The organism is Saccharothrix stipae, assembly GCF_054781895.1.
Genome location: NZ_BAAGTN010000025.1, coordinates 60,685 through 77,690 on the forward strand (window position 1 = coordinate 60,685; position 17,006 = coordinate 77,690).

15 protein-coding genes are annotated in these 17,006 nt (G+C 71.6%); 3 read left to right on the top strand and 12 right to left on the bottom strand.

Going from position 1 to position 17,006, the window contains the following annotated elements; genetic code table 11:
* Nucleotides 1-85 precede the first annotated feature (85 nt).
* From ctaD to ACYVLT_RS36730, 3 genes are all read right to left on the bottom strand, one after another.
* Nucleotides 86-1,873, bottom strand: coding sequence for an aa3-type cytochrome oxidase subunit I (ctaD, locus tag ACYVLT_RS36720; RefSeq protein WP_461124768.1), 1,788 nt, complete (start codon nucleotides 1,871-1,873; stop codon nucleotides 86-88).
* 187 nt (nucleotides 1,874-2,060) lie between these two features.
* Nucleotides 2,061-2,804: a hypothetical protein gene (locus ACYVLT_RS36725; protein WP_461124769.1), complete on the bottom strand. Its 744-nt coding sequence runs from the start codon at nucleotides 2,802-2,804 to the stop codon at nucleotides 2,061-2,063.
* A gap of 176 nt (nucleotides 2,805-2,980) precedes the next feature.
* A complete protein-coding gene (locus ACYVLT_RS36730; RefSeq protein ID WP_461124770.1) occupies nucleotides 2,981-3,781 on the bottom strand; it encodes a hypothetical protein in 801 nt (266 codons plus the stop codon).
* Nucleotides 3,782-3,950: 169 nt separating this feature from the next.
* Between ACYVLT_RS36730 and ACYVLT_RS36735 the strand changes: the two genes are divergently transcribed.
* Entirely contained in the window at nucleotides 3,951-4,565 is a 615-nt protein-coding gene (locus ACYVLT_RS36735) for an HD domain-containing protein (RefSeq protein WP_461124771.1), read from the top strand.
* On the opposite strand, the gene ACYVLT_RS36740 is transcribed toward ACYVLT_RS36735, so the two are convergent.
* From ACYVLT_RS36740 to ACYVLT_RS36770, 7 genes are all read right to left on the bottom strand, one after another.
* Nucleotides 4,540-5,112: a 1,2-dihydroxy-3-keto-5-methylthiopentene dioxygenase gene (locus ACYVLT_RS36740; protein ID WP_461124772.1), complete on the bottom strand. Its 573-nt coding sequence runs from the start codon at nucleotides 5,110-5,112 to the stop codon at nucleotides 4,540-4,542. The two genes, ACYVLT_RS36735 and ACYVLT_RS36740, sit on opposite strands and share 26 nt — an antisense overlap.
* Entirely contained in the window at nucleotides 5,109-5,732 is a 624-nt protein-coding gene (gene mtnB, locus ACYVLT_RS36745; RefSeq protein WP_461124773.1) for a methylthioribulose 1-phosphate dehydratase, read from the bottom strand. Before mtnB ends, ACYVLT_RS36740 begins: the two co-directional genes overlap by 4 nt.
* A gap of 11 nt (nucleotides 5,733-5,743) precedes the next feature.
* Nucleotides 5,744-6,409, bottom strand: a complete 666-nt coding sequence (mtnC, locus tag ACYVLT_RS36750) for an acireductone synthase (protein WP_461124774.1) — start codon at nucleotides 6,407-6,409, stop codon at nucleotides 5,744-5,746.
* The gene (locus ACYVLT_RS36755; RefSeq protein WP_461124775.1) at nucleotides 6,402-7,409 is read right to left on the bottom strand and encodes a s-methyl-5-thioribose-1-phosphate isomerase; all 1,008 of its coding nucleotides are present in this window, start codon (nucleotides 7,407-7,409) and stop codon (nucleotides 6,402-6,404) included. The genes mtnC and ACYVLT_RS36755 overlap by 8 nt, the downstream gene beginning before the upstream one ends.
* On the bottom strand, nucleotides 7,409-8,533 hold the full coding sequence (locus ACYVLT_RS36760; RefSeq protein WP_461124776.1) for an acyl-CoA dehydrogenase family protein: 1,125 nt from the start codon (nucleotides 8,531-8,533) through the stop codon (nucleotides 7,409-7,411). Before ACYVLT_RS36760 ends, ACYVLT_RS36755 begins: the two co-directional genes overlap by 1 nt.
* A 124-nt stretch (nucleotides 8,534-8,657) precedes the next feature.
* A complete protein-coding gene (locus ACYVLT_RS36765; RefSeq protein WP_461124777.1) occupies nucleotides 8,658-9,824 on the bottom strand; it encodes a hypothetical protein in 1,167 nt (388 codons plus the stop codon).
* Nucleotides 9,821-10,915, bottom strand: a complete 1,095-nt coding sequence (locus ACYVLT_RS36770) for an XRE family transcriptional regulator (RefSeq protein WP_461124778.1) — start codon at nucleotides 10,913-10,915, stop codon at nucleotides 9,821-9,823. The genes ACYVLT_RS36765 and ACYVLT_RS36770 overlap by 4 nt, the downstream gene beginning before the upstream one ends.
* Nucleotides 10,916-11,114: 199 nt before the next feature.
* Between ACYVLT_RS36770 and ACYVLT_RS36775 the strand changes: the two genes are divergently transcribed.
* Together ACYVLT_RS36775 and ACYVLT_RS36780 are read left to right on the top strand one after the other, a co-directional pair.
* Nucleotides 11,115-11,351, top strand: coding sequence for a hypothetical protein (locus ACYVLT_RS36775; RefSeq protein ID WP_461124779.1), 237 nt, complete (start codon nucleotides 11,115-11,117; stop codon nucleotides 11,349-11,351).
* A gap of 82 nt (nucleotides 11,352-11,433) precedes the next feature.
* Nucleotides 11,434-12,261 (top strand): hypothetical protein, encoded by an 828-nt coding sequence (locus tag ACYVLT_RS36780; protein WP_461124780.1) that lies wholly within the window; start codon nucleotides 11,434-11,436, stop codon nucleotides 12,259-12,261.
* A gap of 135 nt (nucleotides 12,262-12,396) precedes the next feature.
* Here ACYVLT_RS36780 and ACYVLT_RS36785 read toward each other — a convergent pair whose 3' ends face one another.
* Nucleotides 12,397-14,163 (bottom strand): family 20 glycosylhydrolase, encoded by a 1,767-nt coding sequence (locus ACYVLT_RS36785; protein WP_461124781.1) that lies wholly within the window; start codon nucleotides 14,161-14,163, stop codon nucleotides 12,397-12,399.
* Between the two features lie 125 nt (nucleotides 14,164-14,288).
* Nucleotides 14,289-17,000 carry a helix-turn-helix transcriptional regulator gene (locus ACYVLT_RS36790; RefSeq protein ID WP_461124782.1) on the bottom strand — a complete coding sequence of 904 codons (2,712 nt, stop codon included), beginning with the start codon at nucleotides 16,998-17,000 and terminating at the stop codon, nucleotides 14,289-14,291.
* Nucleotides 17,001-17,006 lie beyond the last annotated feature (6 nt).

The following is a 17,006-nucleotide window of genomic DNA, read 5'->3' on the forward strand; positions in this document are numbered from 1 at the left end:
ACAGCGGCGAGCCCCGACGACCCGGCCGAGGGATCGGACGCGGTCGTCGGGGCTCGTCGTTGAACCTGCGCTCAGGTTACAAGCGTTACTTGTGGTCGCCCTCGGTGTGCTCCGAGGCGGTGCCCGACTGCACGGCGGCGGCGGCCAGTTCGGACGGCGCGGGCTTCGCGTCCTCGTGCGCGATGGCCTTGCCGGTGAACGTGACGTGCGCCTCGCTGTGCAGCCGCTCGATCATGTGCGGGTAGTGCAGCTCGAAGGCCGGGCGGGCCGAGCGGATCCGCGGCAGCTCGGTGAAGTTGTGCCGCGGCGGCGGGCACGAGGTCGCCCACTCCAGCGAGTTGCCGAAGCCCCACGGGTCGTCCACCTTCACGGTCTCGCCGTAGCGGTAGCTCTTGAACACGTTCCAGATGAACGGCAGCGTGGACGCGCCCAGGATGTACGCGCCGATCGTGGAGATCGTGTTCAGCGTGGTGAAGCCGTCGCCGGGCAGGTAGTCCGCGTACCGGCGCGGCATGCCCTCGTTGCCCAGCCAGTGCTGCACCAGGAACGTGGCGTGGAAGCCGAGGAACGTGGTCCAGAAGTGGAGCTTGCCCAGCGGCTCGTCCATCATCCGGCCGGTGATCTTGGGGAACCAGAAGTAGATGCCCGCGAAGGTGGCGAACACGATCGTGCCGTACAGCACGTAGTGGAAGTGCGCGACGACGAAGTACGTGTCCGACACGTGGAAGTCGATCGCCGGCGCGGCCAGCAGGATGCCGGACAGACCGCCGAACAGGAACGTGACGATGAAGCCGATGCTGAACAGCATCGGTGTCTCGAACGTCAGCTGCCCCTTCCACATCGTGCCGATCCAGTTGAAGAACTTGATGCCGGTCGGCACCGCGATCAGGAACGTCATGAACGCGAAGAACGGCAGCAGCACCGCGCCGGTGGCGTACATGTGGTGCGCCCACACGGCCACGGACAGCGCCGCGATGCCCAGCGTCGCGTAGACCAGGCCGTTGTAGCCGAAGATCGGCTTGCGGCTGAACACCGGGAAGATCTCGGACACGATGCCGAAGAACGGCAGCGCGACGATGTAGACCTCGGGGTGGCCGAAGAACCAGAACAGGTGCTGCCAGAGGATCACGCCGCCGTTGGCGGGGTCGAACACGTGGGCGCCGAGGTGGCGGTCCGCCAGCAGGCCGAACAGCGCGGCGGTCAGGATCGGGAACGCCAGCAGCACCAGCACCGACGTGACCAGGATGTTCCAGGTGAAGATCGGCATCCGGAACATGGTCATGCCGGGCGCGCGCAGGCAGACCACGGTGGTGATCATGTTGACCGCGCCGAGGATGGTGCCGAGACCGCCGACGATCAGCCCGGAGATCCACAGGTCGGCGCCGACGCCGGGCGAGTGGATGGCGTTGGACAGCGGGGTGTAGGCGAACCAGCCGAAGTCGGCCGCGCCGCCCGGCGTGAGGAAGCCCGCCATCACGATCAGGCCGCCGAACAGGTACAGCCAGTACGAGAAGGCGTTGAGCCGCGGGAACGCCACGTCCGGGGAGCCGATCTGCAACGGCAGGACGAAGTTGGCGAAGCCGAACACGATGGGGGTCGCGTACAGCAGCAGCATCACCGTGCCGTGCATGGTGAAGAGCTGGTTGAACTGCTCCTGCGACAGGAACTGCATGCCCGGGCGGGCCAGCTCCGTGCGCATCAGCATGGCCATCGCGCCGCCCACCATGAAGAAGGCGAACGACGTGACCAGGTACATGATCCCGATCTGCTTGTGGTCCGTGGTGCGGAACATCCGCAGCAGGAACGAACCCTTGGCCGCCTCGCGCGTCCCGAAGGGCCGCGTTGCGATCGGCTGCGGGGCTACGGCCGTCACGGTGCCTCCTGCACTGTCTGGTTCTGACTTCGCCGGTGGGTGACGCCGCCGGCCCAACGGATGGTAGACGGCGGCGTTCAGGGTGGTGCGGCTGGGCTGCCCCCTGGATCAAGTGAGGTAGCGCAGGTCACAAGCCCGAGGGCCGCTCTCGCCGGAGCGGGAGCGGCCCTCGGGCTCGCGGTGCGGGTCAGCGGCGCAGCAGGCCGCGCAGCTTCGGCGAGGCGACGAACGCGGCGCCGACGGCGACCAGGGCGAGGCCGACGGCCAGCAGCAGGCCGCCGTCGAATCCGGTGTTGGCCAGGTCACCGTCGTTCGCGCCGGCGGCGGGGGCCGGGGTCGTGGTGACGGTCGGGGTGACGGCGACGGACTCGGTGGTCGGGACGACCTCTTCGGTCTCCTCGACCGGGGTCTCCTCGCCGGGGTTCTCGGGGTCGGGGTTCCCGGGGTTCGGGTCCTCCGGGTTGGGAGTCTCCTCGGAGGTGGTCTTCTCGGCGCAGAAGAACCAGTGGCTGATCTCGGGGACGTTGCCGGCGCCGCCCTTGTTCTGGTGCTCGGGGGCGTGCAGGCCTTCCCAGGCCGGCGCGCCGAGCTTGGCGGCGGGGTAGACGTTGTAGGCGTCGCCGCCCTTCACCACGACACCGGTCACGGTGTAGCCCTCAAGGCCGCCGGTGATGGTGAGGTGGGTGCCGGTCGAGGTGTTGGCCAGGGTCGGCGTGCCCTCGTCGTCGAACGCCTCGCCGGCCAGGCCCGCCGTGGCGCACGCCCGGTCGTGGTCCCATTCGAGGTTGCCGGCGAACGAGGTGGCGCGCGGGTCGCCGGGAGGGGGTGCGGTCTTCTCGGGGCTCGCCGAGGCGGTGCCGCCCAGCAGGCCGGTGGTGCTCAGGGCGAGCAGTGCGGCTGCGCCGAGAAGGCGGCGGGTGGTCATGCGCATGGTGCTGCTCCGCGGGGTTCGAGGGCTGACCGGGGGATCGAACTACACCGGTCACCCCCCTATCGAGTTAGCCCATTCAGATGACGCGGGTTGCCGTCTATTCGTTATGAGTCGGTTATGTGCCATGCCCGGTGGTGGTCGTGGGACCACCACCGGGTGATCGGGCGTCGGAGGCGTCAGCGGCGCAGCAGGTTGCGGAGCTTCGGTGAGACGAGGAAGGCGGAGCCGGCGGCCAGCAGGGAGAGGCCGGCGACGAGCAGCCACCAGCCGGAGAAGCCGGTGCTCGCCAGACCGTCACGACCGTCGCGCGAGCCGGGGCTCACCGCGGCCACGGCCTTGGTCGTGGTGGCGACGACGACCAAGCCGGGTGGTGTGGTGGTAGTGGTCGTCGTAGGGGTGGTCGTGGTGGTCATCCCCGGTGAGGTGGTGGTGGTCGTGGTGCCGGGGGTGGTGGTCGTCGTCGTGCCGGAAGTGGTGGTGGTTGTCGTGCCGTAAGTCGTGGTGGTGGTCGTGCCCGTGGTCGTCGTGGTGGTGGTCGTGGTGGTTGTGGTGACGGTGGTCAGGCAGACGAACCAGTGGCTGATGCCGGCCGGCTTGCCGCTGCTGTTCAGCGGTGCGTGCAGGTTCTGCCACGGCAGCGGGCCCAGGTTGGCGGCCGGGTAGGTGTTGTAGGCGGGACCGCCCTTCACCACGACACCGCTGATCACCGAGTCGGGCGGGTTCGCGGTGATGGTGATGTTGGTGCCGTCGGAGGTGTAGGTCCCGGGCGGCAGGAGCGCCTCGGTGCCGGGGAGGCCCACGACGTCGCAGGCGTCGCCGGTCTGCTCGATGTCGATGTTCCCGGTGACGGCGGTGGCGCGGGGGTCGCCGGGCTGGGGGTCGTCTGGCTGGGCGGACGCGCCTGCGGCGAGGGCGGCGGCGGCGATCACGGCGAGCAGCGACGCTGCTCCGAACAGGGTACGGCTTGTCGTGCGCATGGGGGTCTCCACACGGCTCGATGTGCTGATCGGCGGATCAGGCTGCTCCGTCGATGCTCTATCGCGTTAACCCGTTCGCGTGATGCACGCCGATACCGATTCGTTATGCGCACTGGCCTGGAATCGCTGGATCTCCCCCGTGGCGGGGATGGGGTGGGAGCATCCGGGCATGGTCGAGCTGGAAGTCCGGTGGCACGAGGCGGTGCGGGCGTTGGGCGGCACGCACGGGCCCGGCGACCTCGCCGACCGGTACGCCGAACCGCACCGCGGCTACCACAACGCCGACCACGTGCTGGCCGTCGTCCGGGACGTGACCGTGCTCGCCGAAGCCGCCGGCCGAACGGCACGCGAGCGCGCGGTGCTGGTCCTCGCCGCCTTGGCGCACGACGTCGTCTACGACGGCGAGCCGGGCGAGGACGAGCGCCGCAGCGCCGAGTGGGCCCGCGACCGGCTCGCCGGCCTGCCCGAGGCCGACGCGGTGGCCGCCCTGGTGCTGGCCACCGCGGACCACACCTCGGACGACCCGCTGACGTGCCTGCTCCTGGACGCCGACCTGGCCATCCTGGGCGCCGACGCCGCCACCTACGAGCGCTACCGGACCGCCGTGCGCGCCGAGTACGCCCACGTGCCGGACGACGCGTGGCGGGTGGGTCGGGCGGACGTCCTGCGCGGACTCGCCGAGCGCGACCCGCTGTACGTCACGCCCCACGCGCGCGAACGGTGGCAGGAACGCGCGCGGGCGAACCTCGCGGCCGAGCTCAGCTCGCTCGGTGACCCGCCATGAGCGTGTCGAACGTCGGGAACCCCCGGGCGATCTCGCTGCCGGTGAAGTTGCCGACCCAGCCGTCGTCGTCGTGGAAGAACCGGATCGACACGTAGTCGGGCCGGGTGCCCATGTCGAACCAGTGCGTGGTGTTCGCGGGCACGCTCAGCAGGTCGCCCGCCTCGCACAGCACCGCGTACACGCGGTCCGCGACGTGCAGGTAGAAGACGCCGGCGCCGCGGGCGAAGAACCGGTCCTCGTCGTCGTCGTGGGTGTGCTCGGCGAGGAACTTCAGCCGCGCCTGCCCGGCCGACGCCAGCCACTCCGGGTCGTCCGACGGCGTCATCTCCATCGCGTCGACCAGGACGTACCCCTCGGTCTCGGTCACCCTGGCGACCCGGTCGGCGTACACCTCCAGGGCGTTCTCCCTGGTCACGCCCGGTACGACCGGCCACTGCTCGTAGCGCACGCCGAGCTGCTTGAGCTCCACCGCGATCTCGGTGGGCTCGGCGGTGCGCAGCAGCGCGGTCTCCGGGTCGGTGTCCGACCACACGGTCAGCAACGTCATCGTGCCCACCTCCTGTGGGTTTCGGTGGTGAAGCGCAACAGCCACTCCAGGCATTCCAGCCGGTGCCGGGCCTGGTGCAGGTCGTCACCCCACACGTACACCCCGTGCCTGGCCACGATCAAGGCCGGCACGTCCGCGCGGTAGCCGGCCACGAACGCGTCGCCGAGCACCCGCATGTCCTGGCTGTTCGGCACGACCGGGACGACGACCAGGTCGTCGTGGGCCTGTCGGCCGAAGCCCTTGAGCATCTCCAGGTCGCGCAGCTCCACGCCGTCGGGCCAGTGCTCGGCCGCGATCACGGGCGCGAGCGCGTGCACGTGGACCACCGCGCCCGCGCCGGACACCGCCGCGATCCGCCCGTGCAGGCCCGCCTCGGCCGACGGCACGCGCACCGGGTCGTCCGTGCGGCCCTCGGCGTCGATCACGACCACGTCGTCGGGCGTGAGCTCGCCCTTGTCCTTGCCGCTGACGGTGACCGCGAGCCGCAGCGGGTCGCGGTCCACGACCACGGACAGGTTGCCCGAGGTGCCGCGCATCCAGCCCATCGCGGTGTAGCGGGCGCACTCGGCGGCCAGCGCCTCGCCGGGCGTCCGCGAGCCGGTGGTCACAGGCTCGGTCACAGGGCCGGTGGTCACAGGGTCCCCGAGGTCCGGTGTGGACCGAAGTCGGCGTCGCCGTACGGCTCGCCGGGCCGCCGCACGCCGACCGTCCGCCAGCCCGCCTCGGCGGCGGCGTCCAGCTCGGCGGGGACGTCGGAGTAGAACCTGATGTCGGTCGAGCCGAGCACGGAGGCGATCTTCAGGTACGACGAGGCCTCGCGCTTCGGGCCCGCGTTCACCGTGTCGAAGTGGAACTCGAACAGCGAGGTGAGGTCCCCGTCGGTGGTGTGCGCGAAGAACGCGACCTGACCGGCCACCGAGCCCGAGGAGAACACGGCCAGCTTGGTGCCCGCGTCGTGCCACCGGCGCAGGGCGGGCACGACGTCCGGGAAGAACTCGGCGACCAGGTCGCCCTCGGCGTAACCGCGCTGCCAGATCAGGCCCTGCAACGTCTTGAGCGGCGTGACCTTCTGGTCGTCGTCCATCCAGCCGTGCAGCACGCGCACCAGCTCGTCCGTGCCGCCGTCCACACCGGACAGCTCGCGGATTTGCGCGACGGCCTCGGCGACGGCCGGGTCGTCGGCGTGCTCGTCGATCCACGGCCCGAGCCGCGGCCGGGCGTAGTCGTACAGCGTGACCAGGACCTGGTCGGTGGCGCTGAGCGTGCCCTCGATGTCCAGCACGACCCATTCAGTCATGAACGTCCCCAACGTAGTAGTCGGCCAAACCGTGCGGAGCGTACGCACCGCGGTCGGTCACCACCGAGGTCACGAACCGCGGCGGCGTCACGTCGAACGCCGGGTAGAGGCCGCGCGCCCGGTCGGTGGCCGTGCGGCGGCCCAGCGTGTGCAGCACCTCGTCGCCGGGCCGGTACTCGATCGGCACGTCGGCGGCGGTGGGGGCGAGCCGGTCCGGTGCCTGCACCATGGCCAGGAACGGCACGTCGAACGCCCGTGCCGCGACGGCCAGGCCGAGCGTGCCGACCTTGTTGACCACGTGCCCGTCCATGGTGACGCGGTCGGCGGCGGTCAGCAGCACGTCGACGTCGCCGGTCGACATGACCGCCGCGCCCATGCCGTCGGTGATCAGGGTCGTGTCCACGCCCATCTCACCCAGGGTCTCCGCGGTCAGGCGCGCTCCCTGGAGGTACGGGCGGGTCTCCGTGCAGATGAACCGCAAACGCTTGCCCATGGCCTGGGCAGCGGTGACGGTCTCGGTCAGGTAGAGGTCTGCCCAGCAGTGCGTGAGCACCGCGCCCTCGTCCGGCAACAACGCGGCGGTGTGCGTGCCGAGCTCGCGGCTGCGTTCGCGGTAGCGCCGGTCCCCCGCGTGCGCGCCTTCGAGGGCACCGGCTTCGACGTCCTCGTGCCCGTCCACGCCCGCGAGCACCGCGGCGACCGCCTTGCGCAGGTGGTTGTTGGTGCGGCGGGTGGCGATCAGGAGCCGTCCGGCCTGGTCCAGGTGGGCGCGGGCCTGGTCGCGCGGCAGGCCGCGGGCCTCGCGGGCGGCCAGCACCATGCCCCACAGCGCGGCGAAGTACGGGCCGGAGGACTGGGTGACCATGTCCCGGATCGCCTCGGCCACCTCGGCGACCGTGCCGCAGCGCACCCACGTCCGCTCGAACGGGAAGTTGCGGCGGTCGAGCACGTGCACGCCGTCGTCTTCGAGGCGGACGCTGCGCGCGAGCAGCGGCTCCATCAGCTGTACCCGGTGAACGGGGCGTGCTCCCCGGTGAGGAAGTGCGCGCCGACCTCGCGCGCCTTGTACGACACGGGGTCGTGCAGGGTGAGGGTGCGGGCGTTGCGCCAGAACCGGTCGAAGGCGTAGCCGGCGGCGGTGGCGCGGGCGCCGCACAGCTCGAACACCCGGCTGGTGGTCTGGTTGGCGACCTTGGTGGCCACGACCTTGGCCGCCGAGATCGCGGCGGCGGTCTCGGCGCGTTCGTCCCGGGTCAGGTCGGTGCCCCGACGCGAGGCCTGGTCCAGCCGGTCGGAGGCGTGGTCGGCGAGGCAGCCGGCGGCCCGCACCTCGGACACCAGCTCGCCGTACGCGGCCAGGACGTACGGGTCGGCGGTGGCCTGGTCGACACCGCTGAGGAACCACGGCCGGGTGGTCGTGCGGGTGTACCGGGCGGCTTCGGCGAGGGCACCCTCGGCCATCGCCACGTACAGCTGGGCGAGCACGAGCTGGAAGCCGAGGGCGGCCAGCGACAGGCGCGGGCTGTGCTCGTCGTGCGAGCCGAGGACCTGGTCGGACGGCACGTGCACGTGGTCGAACGCCACGCCGCCGCTGGCGGTGAGGCGTTGGCCGATGTTGTCCCAGTCACCGGCGTAGGTGATGCCCGCGGCCTTCGCGTCGAGCGTGAACGTCACCTTCCCGCCGGTGTCGGTGCGGGTGGCGCTGACCACGAGCCGGTCGGCCACCGACGCGCCCGTGGCGAACGTCTTGCGCCCCGTGACCTCGAAGCCGCCGTCGACGGGCCGCAGTTCCAGCGCGGCGTCCAGGGGGTTGCTGACGCCGGCCCAAAAGAGACCGGTGCCGGCGTCGAACGCGGGGTTGTCGAACAGGCCGCTGCGCCACACCTGGAGGTAGTGGTAGCCGAGGAGGTGCCCGACGTTGGCGTCCGCCGCGCCGACGACCCTGGTGACGGCCTGCTGCGTGGCCCAGTCACCGATCGTCAGCACCCCGGACCCGCGCAACGCCTCGACCTCGGCCGCGGGTTCCGCACCGCGCCGATCGCGCTCCGCCGCGTCGACCCGCAACGCCGCGGCCAGCTCCTCGGCGACGGTCAGCCACTTCCGCCGACCATCGGTGCTCGTCATGCCCTGCCCCCGTCCGGCTGACGGCCGCCGCCGTCGCCCGTTCTCGTCCGCGTTTCCAGCAGGCGAGCCTAATCGCCGTCACCGGGCGGTGAACTGAGCGTTCCGCCACATGGGAGGCCGGTGGTCAGGCGCCCGGGCGGTAGCGGTGCAGCAGGCCCAGGTCGGCGAGCAGCTTCTGCACGGGCCGGCCGCCGTGACCGCGGCGGGTGGTCTCGACGTGGTCGCGCCACACCAGGCGGTCCGCGCGCCACGCCGTCAGGTAGTCGACGCACAGCTGCGGCTCGATGAGCCGGTTGCGGCCGCCGGCGGCCTTCAGGGCGGCGATCATCCTCAGCTTGTCCGCGCCGTCCGGCAGGGTGTCGGCGACCATCGTGATGACCTCCTCGATGAACCGCCTGCGCTGGCCGAGGAACCACCGCCAGTACCCCGCGGTGGCGTCGGTCAGGCCGTGCCCGGTGTCGAGCAGGCCGAACAGCCCTTCGGCGAGGCAGTCGCCGAGTTCCTCGGTGCGGGCGCGCATGGTGTCCCGGTACGGGTCGTACGGCTGCTGCACGGCCAGCCCCGTCACCGCCGACGGCGACAGCCCGGTGTCGTCCAGCAGGAAGAACCAATCCTCGTTGTAGATGTTGGGGAAGAACGACGTGAACGACTCACGGCCGATCGCGAGCGCTCCCGTGCCGATGAACGTGTCCTGGTCGCCGCCCGCCTCGCGGTAGGCGTGGCACACCACCGAGTTGTCCGGGTAGCCGCCGACGGTCAGGCCGACGCCGGTGAACCGGTCGAGCAGGCCCACCGCGTCACCGAGGTCGTCCGGTCGCGGGATCACGACGTCGTCGTCGACGTAGACGACCCGCTCCCAGCCGGCCACGGCGGCCAGCAGCAGGCCCAGGTTGCGCTTCAGGCTGGTGTCGGTGCGGCGGTCGAACCGGCCGCCGCGCAGCATCTCCGTGGTCCGGAACGAGGGCAGGAGGTCCAGGGGCGCTTCGGCGATGTCGGTGGCGACGATCTCCACGCCGGCGCGTTCGGCGAGCGCGGTGGCGGCGTCCGCGGAGGAACGGCGGCTGCACAACGTGACCAGGGTGCAGCGGTGGTGCTTGGCGAGCGCGACGACCTGCTCCAGGTAGGCCGTCGGTCGCGCGGTCGGCACGATGATCGCGTCGACCCGCGCCGGGTCGGCGACGGCGTCCCTGGTCAGCAGGTGCCGGTGGGAACCGTGGTGGTTCGCCGACCGGGGGCGGTGCGCACCGGTGCGCCCTGGTGCTGCGGCGGGCGCGGTGGCTGCGGCGTTCAACTCTGGCCCTCCGGCCATTCGAAGAGTCGGTATTCCGGCAGGTTCCAGTCCGGTGTGACCACCTGGCCGTTCACGACCATCACCCTGGTGAGGACGCTGTAGGAGGCCAGGCCCGGGAACCGCTGGTCGAGGTAGGCCGCGTTGCGGTCGCGGAACCTGCCGTCGGTGAGGGCGCGCACGACACCGAGGGTTCCCCTGCCGTACTGGCCGTTGCAGATCGTCACCGTTCGCTTGTGGTTGAACGGGTTCGTGCCGCGGAAGAAGTGCGCGACGTCCTCCAGGAGGACCTCGTGACCGTTCTGCCTGCCGAGCTTGGGCGCGTAGAGGCGTTCCTCGCCCCCGGTCGAGCGGACCACGAAGCCGCCCGCCTCGGACTCGTCGTGCCGGGCGACCTGCGTGACGGGGAGGTCGACCCGGTCGAGCAGCTCGCGGGTGACGAGGTTCCAGTCGACGCCGCCGAGCAGCACGAGGTGCGTGGTGTAGTCGTCGGGCACCAGGTCGGACGCTATCCGGAAGTTGACCTGGCTGCGGGGGTTGAGCGCGCGGATGTGGCCGTGCAGCTCGATCAGGGCGTCGAGGTCGGCGTAGGTGTAGAGCTCGACGTAGTCCGGTTGCGTGGGGTCGCAGTAGGGCATCCTCGCCCGCATGTCGGCCGGCAGCTGGGCGACCACGATGGTGATGACGTGCCGGTCGTCGAAGTACCAGAAACCGCGGTCGGCGACGTCTTCGACCTCGGTGGTGGCGTTCTCGCGCCGCGTGGCGGCTCGCAGGTCGGTCAGCTCGCGCAGCAGTTCGTCGCGCCGGCGCAGCTCGTCGGGGGTCAGCTCGTCCACCGGGATCAGGCGGTAGGGGCGGGTCGCGACGGAGCGCCTGGTGGCGAAGAACGTGGCGTACGCGGCGAGGCGCGGCACCGGTGGTGTCTTCGGGTTGCTGCGACTCTCCCACGAGGACAGCAGGGGCACGCTGGCCGGCTTCTCGGCACTGAACGCGTAGGCAAGATCACTCTGCGTGATCGTCACATCGGGCCACTGCTCTTCGCGCAACGCCCGAAGGCGGTGCGCCAGCGAGTGGGAGTCCTCCGCAACGACCACGTCCGCGCGCCCTTCAGTGAACTTCAGCGTATCAGCTGAAGAGCGAAACATACACGATTGCGGAGAAAAGTCACGCGTTGATACCCCCATAAGGGCCTTGTCACTCAAGTACAGCTGGACTTACCCTCAAGTTACTGAGGTTCAGTCAACTTCAGTGAGACTAGGTGAAGTTCACCCAGGAAGCCATCCGGGGGTCGACATGAACATGCTCACCGCACTCGCACAATCCTCCGAGACCACCGAGTGGACGCCGCTCGTGGTGCTGCTCATGGTCGGCGCGATGGCGCTGGTCCTGGGCCTGGCGAAGCTCCTGCGCCGAGTTCTCGGCTTGCTCACCCGGGTCATGTTGTCGGCGGGCGCGGCCATGACCGGGATCGCCGCGATGCTCGCCCTCTGCACCGTGCTGACGACCGTGCTGCTGTTCTACGCGCGCTGAAGCACGCCGTGCCGGAACACCGCGTGCGGACCACCCCCTTCGACTACGGTGTGCGGGCCCGTATCGAAGGGGGATTCGCACGATGGACCTGTCGCGCAGATCGTTCTCCGGGGGAACCGCCGTCGCCGCGGGTGCGACCGCGACCCTCGGGGCGACCGCCGCGTCGGCCCGCGCGCTGCCGCGTCCACACCAGACGTCCACACCGCACCTGCTGGAGGCCGAGCAGCTGGTCGGCTACCTGTCGTTGCCGACGTGCCCGCTGGTGAACAACACCTACAAGGAGCCGGACCAGCCGAACGTGGTCCGGTGGGGCTCGCCCGGTGACGCGTCAGGGTGGGTCAACCAGAGCCAGTGCGCGTCGTTCCTGACCGCCGTGCTGAAGCGCACGTACCGGTGGGCGACTCCGGGTTTCTTCAGCGCCCACTTCGGGGTGGCCAGCCCGTTCGCGCGGGACTACCGGGCGGCGTTCGCGGAGCGGGTGGTACCGCACTTCGAGCGCGTCGGCCGGGTGACCGACCTCCGGCCGGGCGACCTGATCGCCATCGACTACCGCAACGACCAGGACACCAACACCGGGCACGTGGTGATGGTGCGTTCGGTGAAGGGCGTGTACACCGCGCCGAACCCCACCCTGAACTTCGCCGGCGAGACGCAGTACGCGGTGGAGGTCGTCGACTGCACGGCCGTGCCGCACGGCGTGTACGGGGTGGGCAACTACTTCCGGTTCCCGGACAACCGGATCTTCAACGCCACCGCCGGGACCGACGGCGCCGGGTACGGGCACATGATGTTCTACGCGTCCGACGCGACCGGCGGGTTCAGCCGGTACCGGTGGAGCGTGAACACGTCGTCCGCGGGGACCTACACGATGGCGCAACGCCCGGTCTCGGCCGCCCGCGTCGTGTCCTGAGCGTTGAACTCGGGGTACCTGAACGTAGGACACGCGCGTTCTGAACGTAGGACTCTCGCGCGTGTCCTACGTTCGGAACAGGCGTGTCCTGCGTTCGGGACGTGTGAGTTGAACGTTCGGGAGCGGAGTGCGGGGTTAGAGGCGTTGCCAGAGGGCAGGGACGTTCGGGGGTTCCCAGCCGGGCTGGGAGGTGTGCGACTGGCGGCACTGGTAGGTGACGCCGTTGTAGGTGACCTGGGTGCCTGCCGTGTACGCGCGGTTCGGGGCCCAAGTGCCGGATGGTTGGGTGGTGGTGGTGGTCGTGGTCGTGGTGGTTCCGTTGCCCCAGGGGATTTGGGGTGAGCGGTAGAAGTCGAGGCCCATGGCGGTCCAGCGCGGGGCCTGGGCGGCGAGGCGGAGGCGGAACGCGTCCCAGTCGTGGGTCGACCAGGGCGACCAGGCCAGTTCGGCGATCGCGGGCAGGCGGGGGAACGCCATGTAGTCGACGTGCGCGGGGGTCACCACCGTTTCCGTCCACAGTGGAGCTTCGACGCCGCGGACGGCCGACTCCGGGACACCGCTGACGTGCGTGCCGGGGTTCCAGTCGTAGGCGTCCCGAACCTCGATGAAACCGGCCCAGCTCAGGCCGAGCGGCGTGCTGGAGTTGTACTTCATGTCCAGGTACGCCTTGTTCGCGGGCGACATCACGATCTTCTGGCCACGCGCGGCGGCGTTCTGGACGACGGCGTTGGACGTGGTCGTGCCCCAGTACTGGGCGACCGCCGAGGTGTCCGCGGTGGTCTTGACGAACTCGTGCCAGCCCATGGCCTTCTTGCCGTACTTGCCGACCAGCGGCAGCACCCGGTTCATGAACGCCTGGTACTCCTGGTCGGTGGTCGCGTTCGCCTCGTCGCCGCCGATGTGGAAGTACGGCCCGGGCGTCAACGCGGCGATCTCGCGGATCACGTCCTCCACGAACGTGTAAGTGATGTCCTTGGACACGCACAACGACGAGTAACCGACCGCGATGTCCGTGCGCAACGCGGGTGCGACGCCGTTGCAGTTCAGCTCGGCGTACGAGGCCAGCGCCGCGTTGGTGTGGCCGGGCAGGTCGACCTCGGGCACCACGGTGATGTGCCGGGCCGCCGCGTAGGCGACGATCTCCTGGTACTGCGCCTTGGTGTAGTAGCCGCCGGGTCCGCCGCCGACCTGCGTGCTGCCGCCGTGCGTGGCCAGCCGCGGCCAGCTGTCGACGACGATGCGCCAGCCCTGGTCGTCGGTGAGGTGCAGGTGGAAGTGGTTGACCTTGTAGAGGGCGAGCTGGTCGAGGTACCGCTTGACCGTCGCGACCGGGTGGAAGTGCCGCGCCACGTCGAGCATCGCGCCGCGGTAGGCGAAGCGCGGGTGGTCGGTGATGGTCGCCCCGGGCACGGTCCACGGCCCCGGTTGCGCGGTCCTGCTCTCGACCTTGGCGGGCAGCAGCTGCCGCAGCGTCTGCACGCCCGCGAACAGGCCCGCCGGGGTGTTGGCCCGCAGCTGCACGGACGCCGCCGTGACCACCAGGTGGTAGCCCTGGTCGCCGACGGACGCGGGCGCGCCGCCGATGAGCAGCGAGATGCCGTCGGTCGGCGTGCCGGTGGTGTCGGTGACGGGCAGGGCGAACCCGGTCGACGGGCGGAGCAGGCCGGCGAGCTGCTCGCCGACGGCGTGCGCGGCGGCCGTGGTGTAGATCTTCGTGGCGGCGGTGATCGCGTGCGTGACGCCGGCGGCGGGCTGCACCGAGACCGGCACGGGGACGAGGCTCTGGAGGGGTTCGGCGGCCGAGGCCGTGGTGGTGTCCGTGCCGACGTTCCAGACGGCGGTCGCGCCGAGCACCGTCACCAGGACGGCGAGCGCTCGCGCCGTCCTCGTTTGGAGTTTCACCGTGGGTCCTCCTCAAGGCGGGCGGCGGCCGGCTGCCGTCAAGCGTGCGTACGCACCGGAGGAGATGTCAATGGGTCTAGACCAGTTGGCTAAGCCGGCCGCGTGGGTCGAGCGGGCCGGGCCGGCTACGCGAGGTCGAGCCTGCCCAGTTCCACCCGCGACGCGACCCCGAGCTTCGGGTAGGCCTTGTAGAGGTGGTAGCCGACCGTGCGCGGGCTCAGGAACAGCTGCGCGCCGATGTCCCGGTTGCTCAGACCGGTCGCGGCCAGCCGCACGACCTGGAGTTCCTGCGGCGTGAGGGCGCTGAGCGGGTCCGGTCCCGGCACGGCCCGGCTCTCGCCGGTGGCACGCAGCTCGGTGCGGGCGCGGGCGGCCCACGGAGTCGCGTCGAGCCGTTCGAAGCTCTCCAACGCCGACCGCAGGTGCGTGCGGGCGTCGGCCTTGCGACGGCCCCGGCGCAGCCACTCCCCGTACAGCAGCTCGGTGCGGGCGCGTTCGAACGGGCGGGTCTCGTTCGCGCGGTGCAGCTCGACGGCGGTGGTGAACCACTGCTCGTCGTCGGTGAGCAGGGCCCGGCAACGTGCGGCGACCGCCCGTGCCCACGGCTGGCCGGTGCTCGACGCCCACTCGTCGTACCAGGTGGCGGCGTCCTCGGCGAAGCCGTGCCGGCCCAGCCGGGCGGCGGCCTCCACCAGGTCGGGCAGGCTCGCGATGGCGTAGAGCCGGTGCGCGCCGGCGGCGACGTCCGCCAGCCGGTCCAGCACGGCCTCGTACCGGCCCAGGCCGATGTCCAGCAACGCCAACGCGCACGCGGCGCGCACGGACTTCACCTGGTCGCCGGTCAACGTCGCCACCAGCTCCTCGCACCGGTCCGCGTCACCGGTGATGGCGGCCAGGTCGGCGAGCACGCTCGCCAGGAAACCGACGCTGAACGCCTGCCCGATGTCCGTCGCGATCCGCAACCCGTCCTCGGCGGTGGCCCGCGCGTCGCGGTGCCGCCCGAGGTGCAGGAGCCCGCGGGCCCGGTAGGCCAGCGCTCGGGGCAGCACGCCGAGGGCGCCCTGGGCACGGGACTCGCGTTCGAGTCCGGACGCCCACTCGTACGCGGCCCGGTCGTCGCCGAGGACCAGGTGCCACCACGCGCTGACGGCGTTGCCGGGTCCGCCCACGTACGGCGAGTCGAGCAGCCGGCGCAACGCGGCCATCCCGCCGGGCACGTCCGCGCCGTCCAAGCCGAAGGCGGCCGTGGCGACGGCTCGCGTGTCCTCGGCGCCGGGCAGGTCCTTCGCGCGTGCCGCGATCTCCGCGAGCGCGTCCAGGTCGCGGCCCGCCCACGCGTTGTTGGCGGCGTTGAAGAGCAACTCGCCCGCCAGCTCGGGGTCGGTGTGCGCGGCGCACGTGGCGGCGCGGGCCAGCTGCGTCGCGGCCCGCGCCGGGTGTCCCTGCTCGCCGGCCAACCTGGCCTGGATGCGCGCCACCCTGGCGCCGTCGACCTCGTCGGTCACCAGGTCCCACGCCTGGTCGGCGAGCACGACCGCGCGGTCGAACTGGCCCGCCGCACCGGCCGCACCGGCCGCCGCCGCCAGCCGGTGGCCGCGCGTGACGGGGTCCGGGGTCAGTTCGGCGGCGCGGTGGTAGGCCGACGCGACGGCGACGTAACCACCCCGGCCGCGGGCGTCCTCGGCGGTGCGGGCCAGGGCTCGCGCGACGTCCTCGTCGGGCGCGGTGGTGGCGGCGGCCAGGTGCCACGCGCTGCGGTGGGCGTCGTCCACCACTTCGGCGAGCGCCGCGTGGACGGCGATGCGGTGCTTGAGCGGTGCGCTCCGGTAGGCGGCGGCGCGGATCAGGGGGTGGCGGAACGTCAGCCTGCCCTCGTCGGAGCGCAGGAGTTGGCGTTGCTCGGCGACTTCGAGGTCGTCCACGGACGCGCCGAGCAGGCCGGCGGCCTTGAACACCACGCCCGGGTCGCCGGTGTCGTCGGCGGCGGCGACCAGCAGGAGGGTGCGGGTGCGTTCGGGCAGGGTGCCGATGCGGTCGGCGAACGTCTGCTGGATGCGGCTGTGGGTGGGCAGGGCGGCGACGCGGTAGGCGTGGGCGGCGGGCAGGTGGCCCTCGCGTTGCGCGGCGGGCAGTTCGAGCAGCGCCAACGGGTTGCCGCGGGCCTCGTGGGCGATCTGGTCGCGGACGTAGCGCGGCAGGTCGGCGGCGTGCTCGTCCAGGAGCGCGGCCGCGTGCTCGGGGGTGAGGCCGGTCAGCCGCAGTTCGGACAGGCCGGGTGCGGGGAACGGCGGCGCGTGCAGGTCGCGGGCGGCGAAGATCATCGCGATGCCCTCGGCCTGGAGGCGGCGTGCGGCGAAGACCAGGGCGTGCGCGGAGGCTTGGTCCAGCCAGTGCGCGTCGTCCACCAGGCAGAGGACGGGGCGGTGCTCGGCGAGGTCGGCCAGGAGGGTGAGCACGGCCAGGCCGACCAGGTAGTGGTCGCCGCCGTCGGGCGGGGCGAGGCCGAGGGCGGTGCGCAGGGCGCCGGCCTGGTTGGGCGGCAGGGCGTCGACGCGGTCCACGACGGGGCCCAGGAGCAGGTTCAGCCCGGCGAACGGCACCACGGACTCGGACTCGACCGCCGTGCCGCGCAGGACGAGGAACCCGCCGTCGTCGTTCCGGCCGGCTTTGTCTTGGGGAGTGGCGGTGCGGGTAGCCGTGTGGGCGGCGTGGGCCAGTAGTGCCGACTTGCCGATGCCCGCCTCGCCGCGCACCACGAGCACGCCGCTGCGCCCGGCGCGGGCGTCGGTCAGGAGCCGGTCGACCACGGCGAGTTCGGCGGACCGCCCGTGCAGCATGGTCAC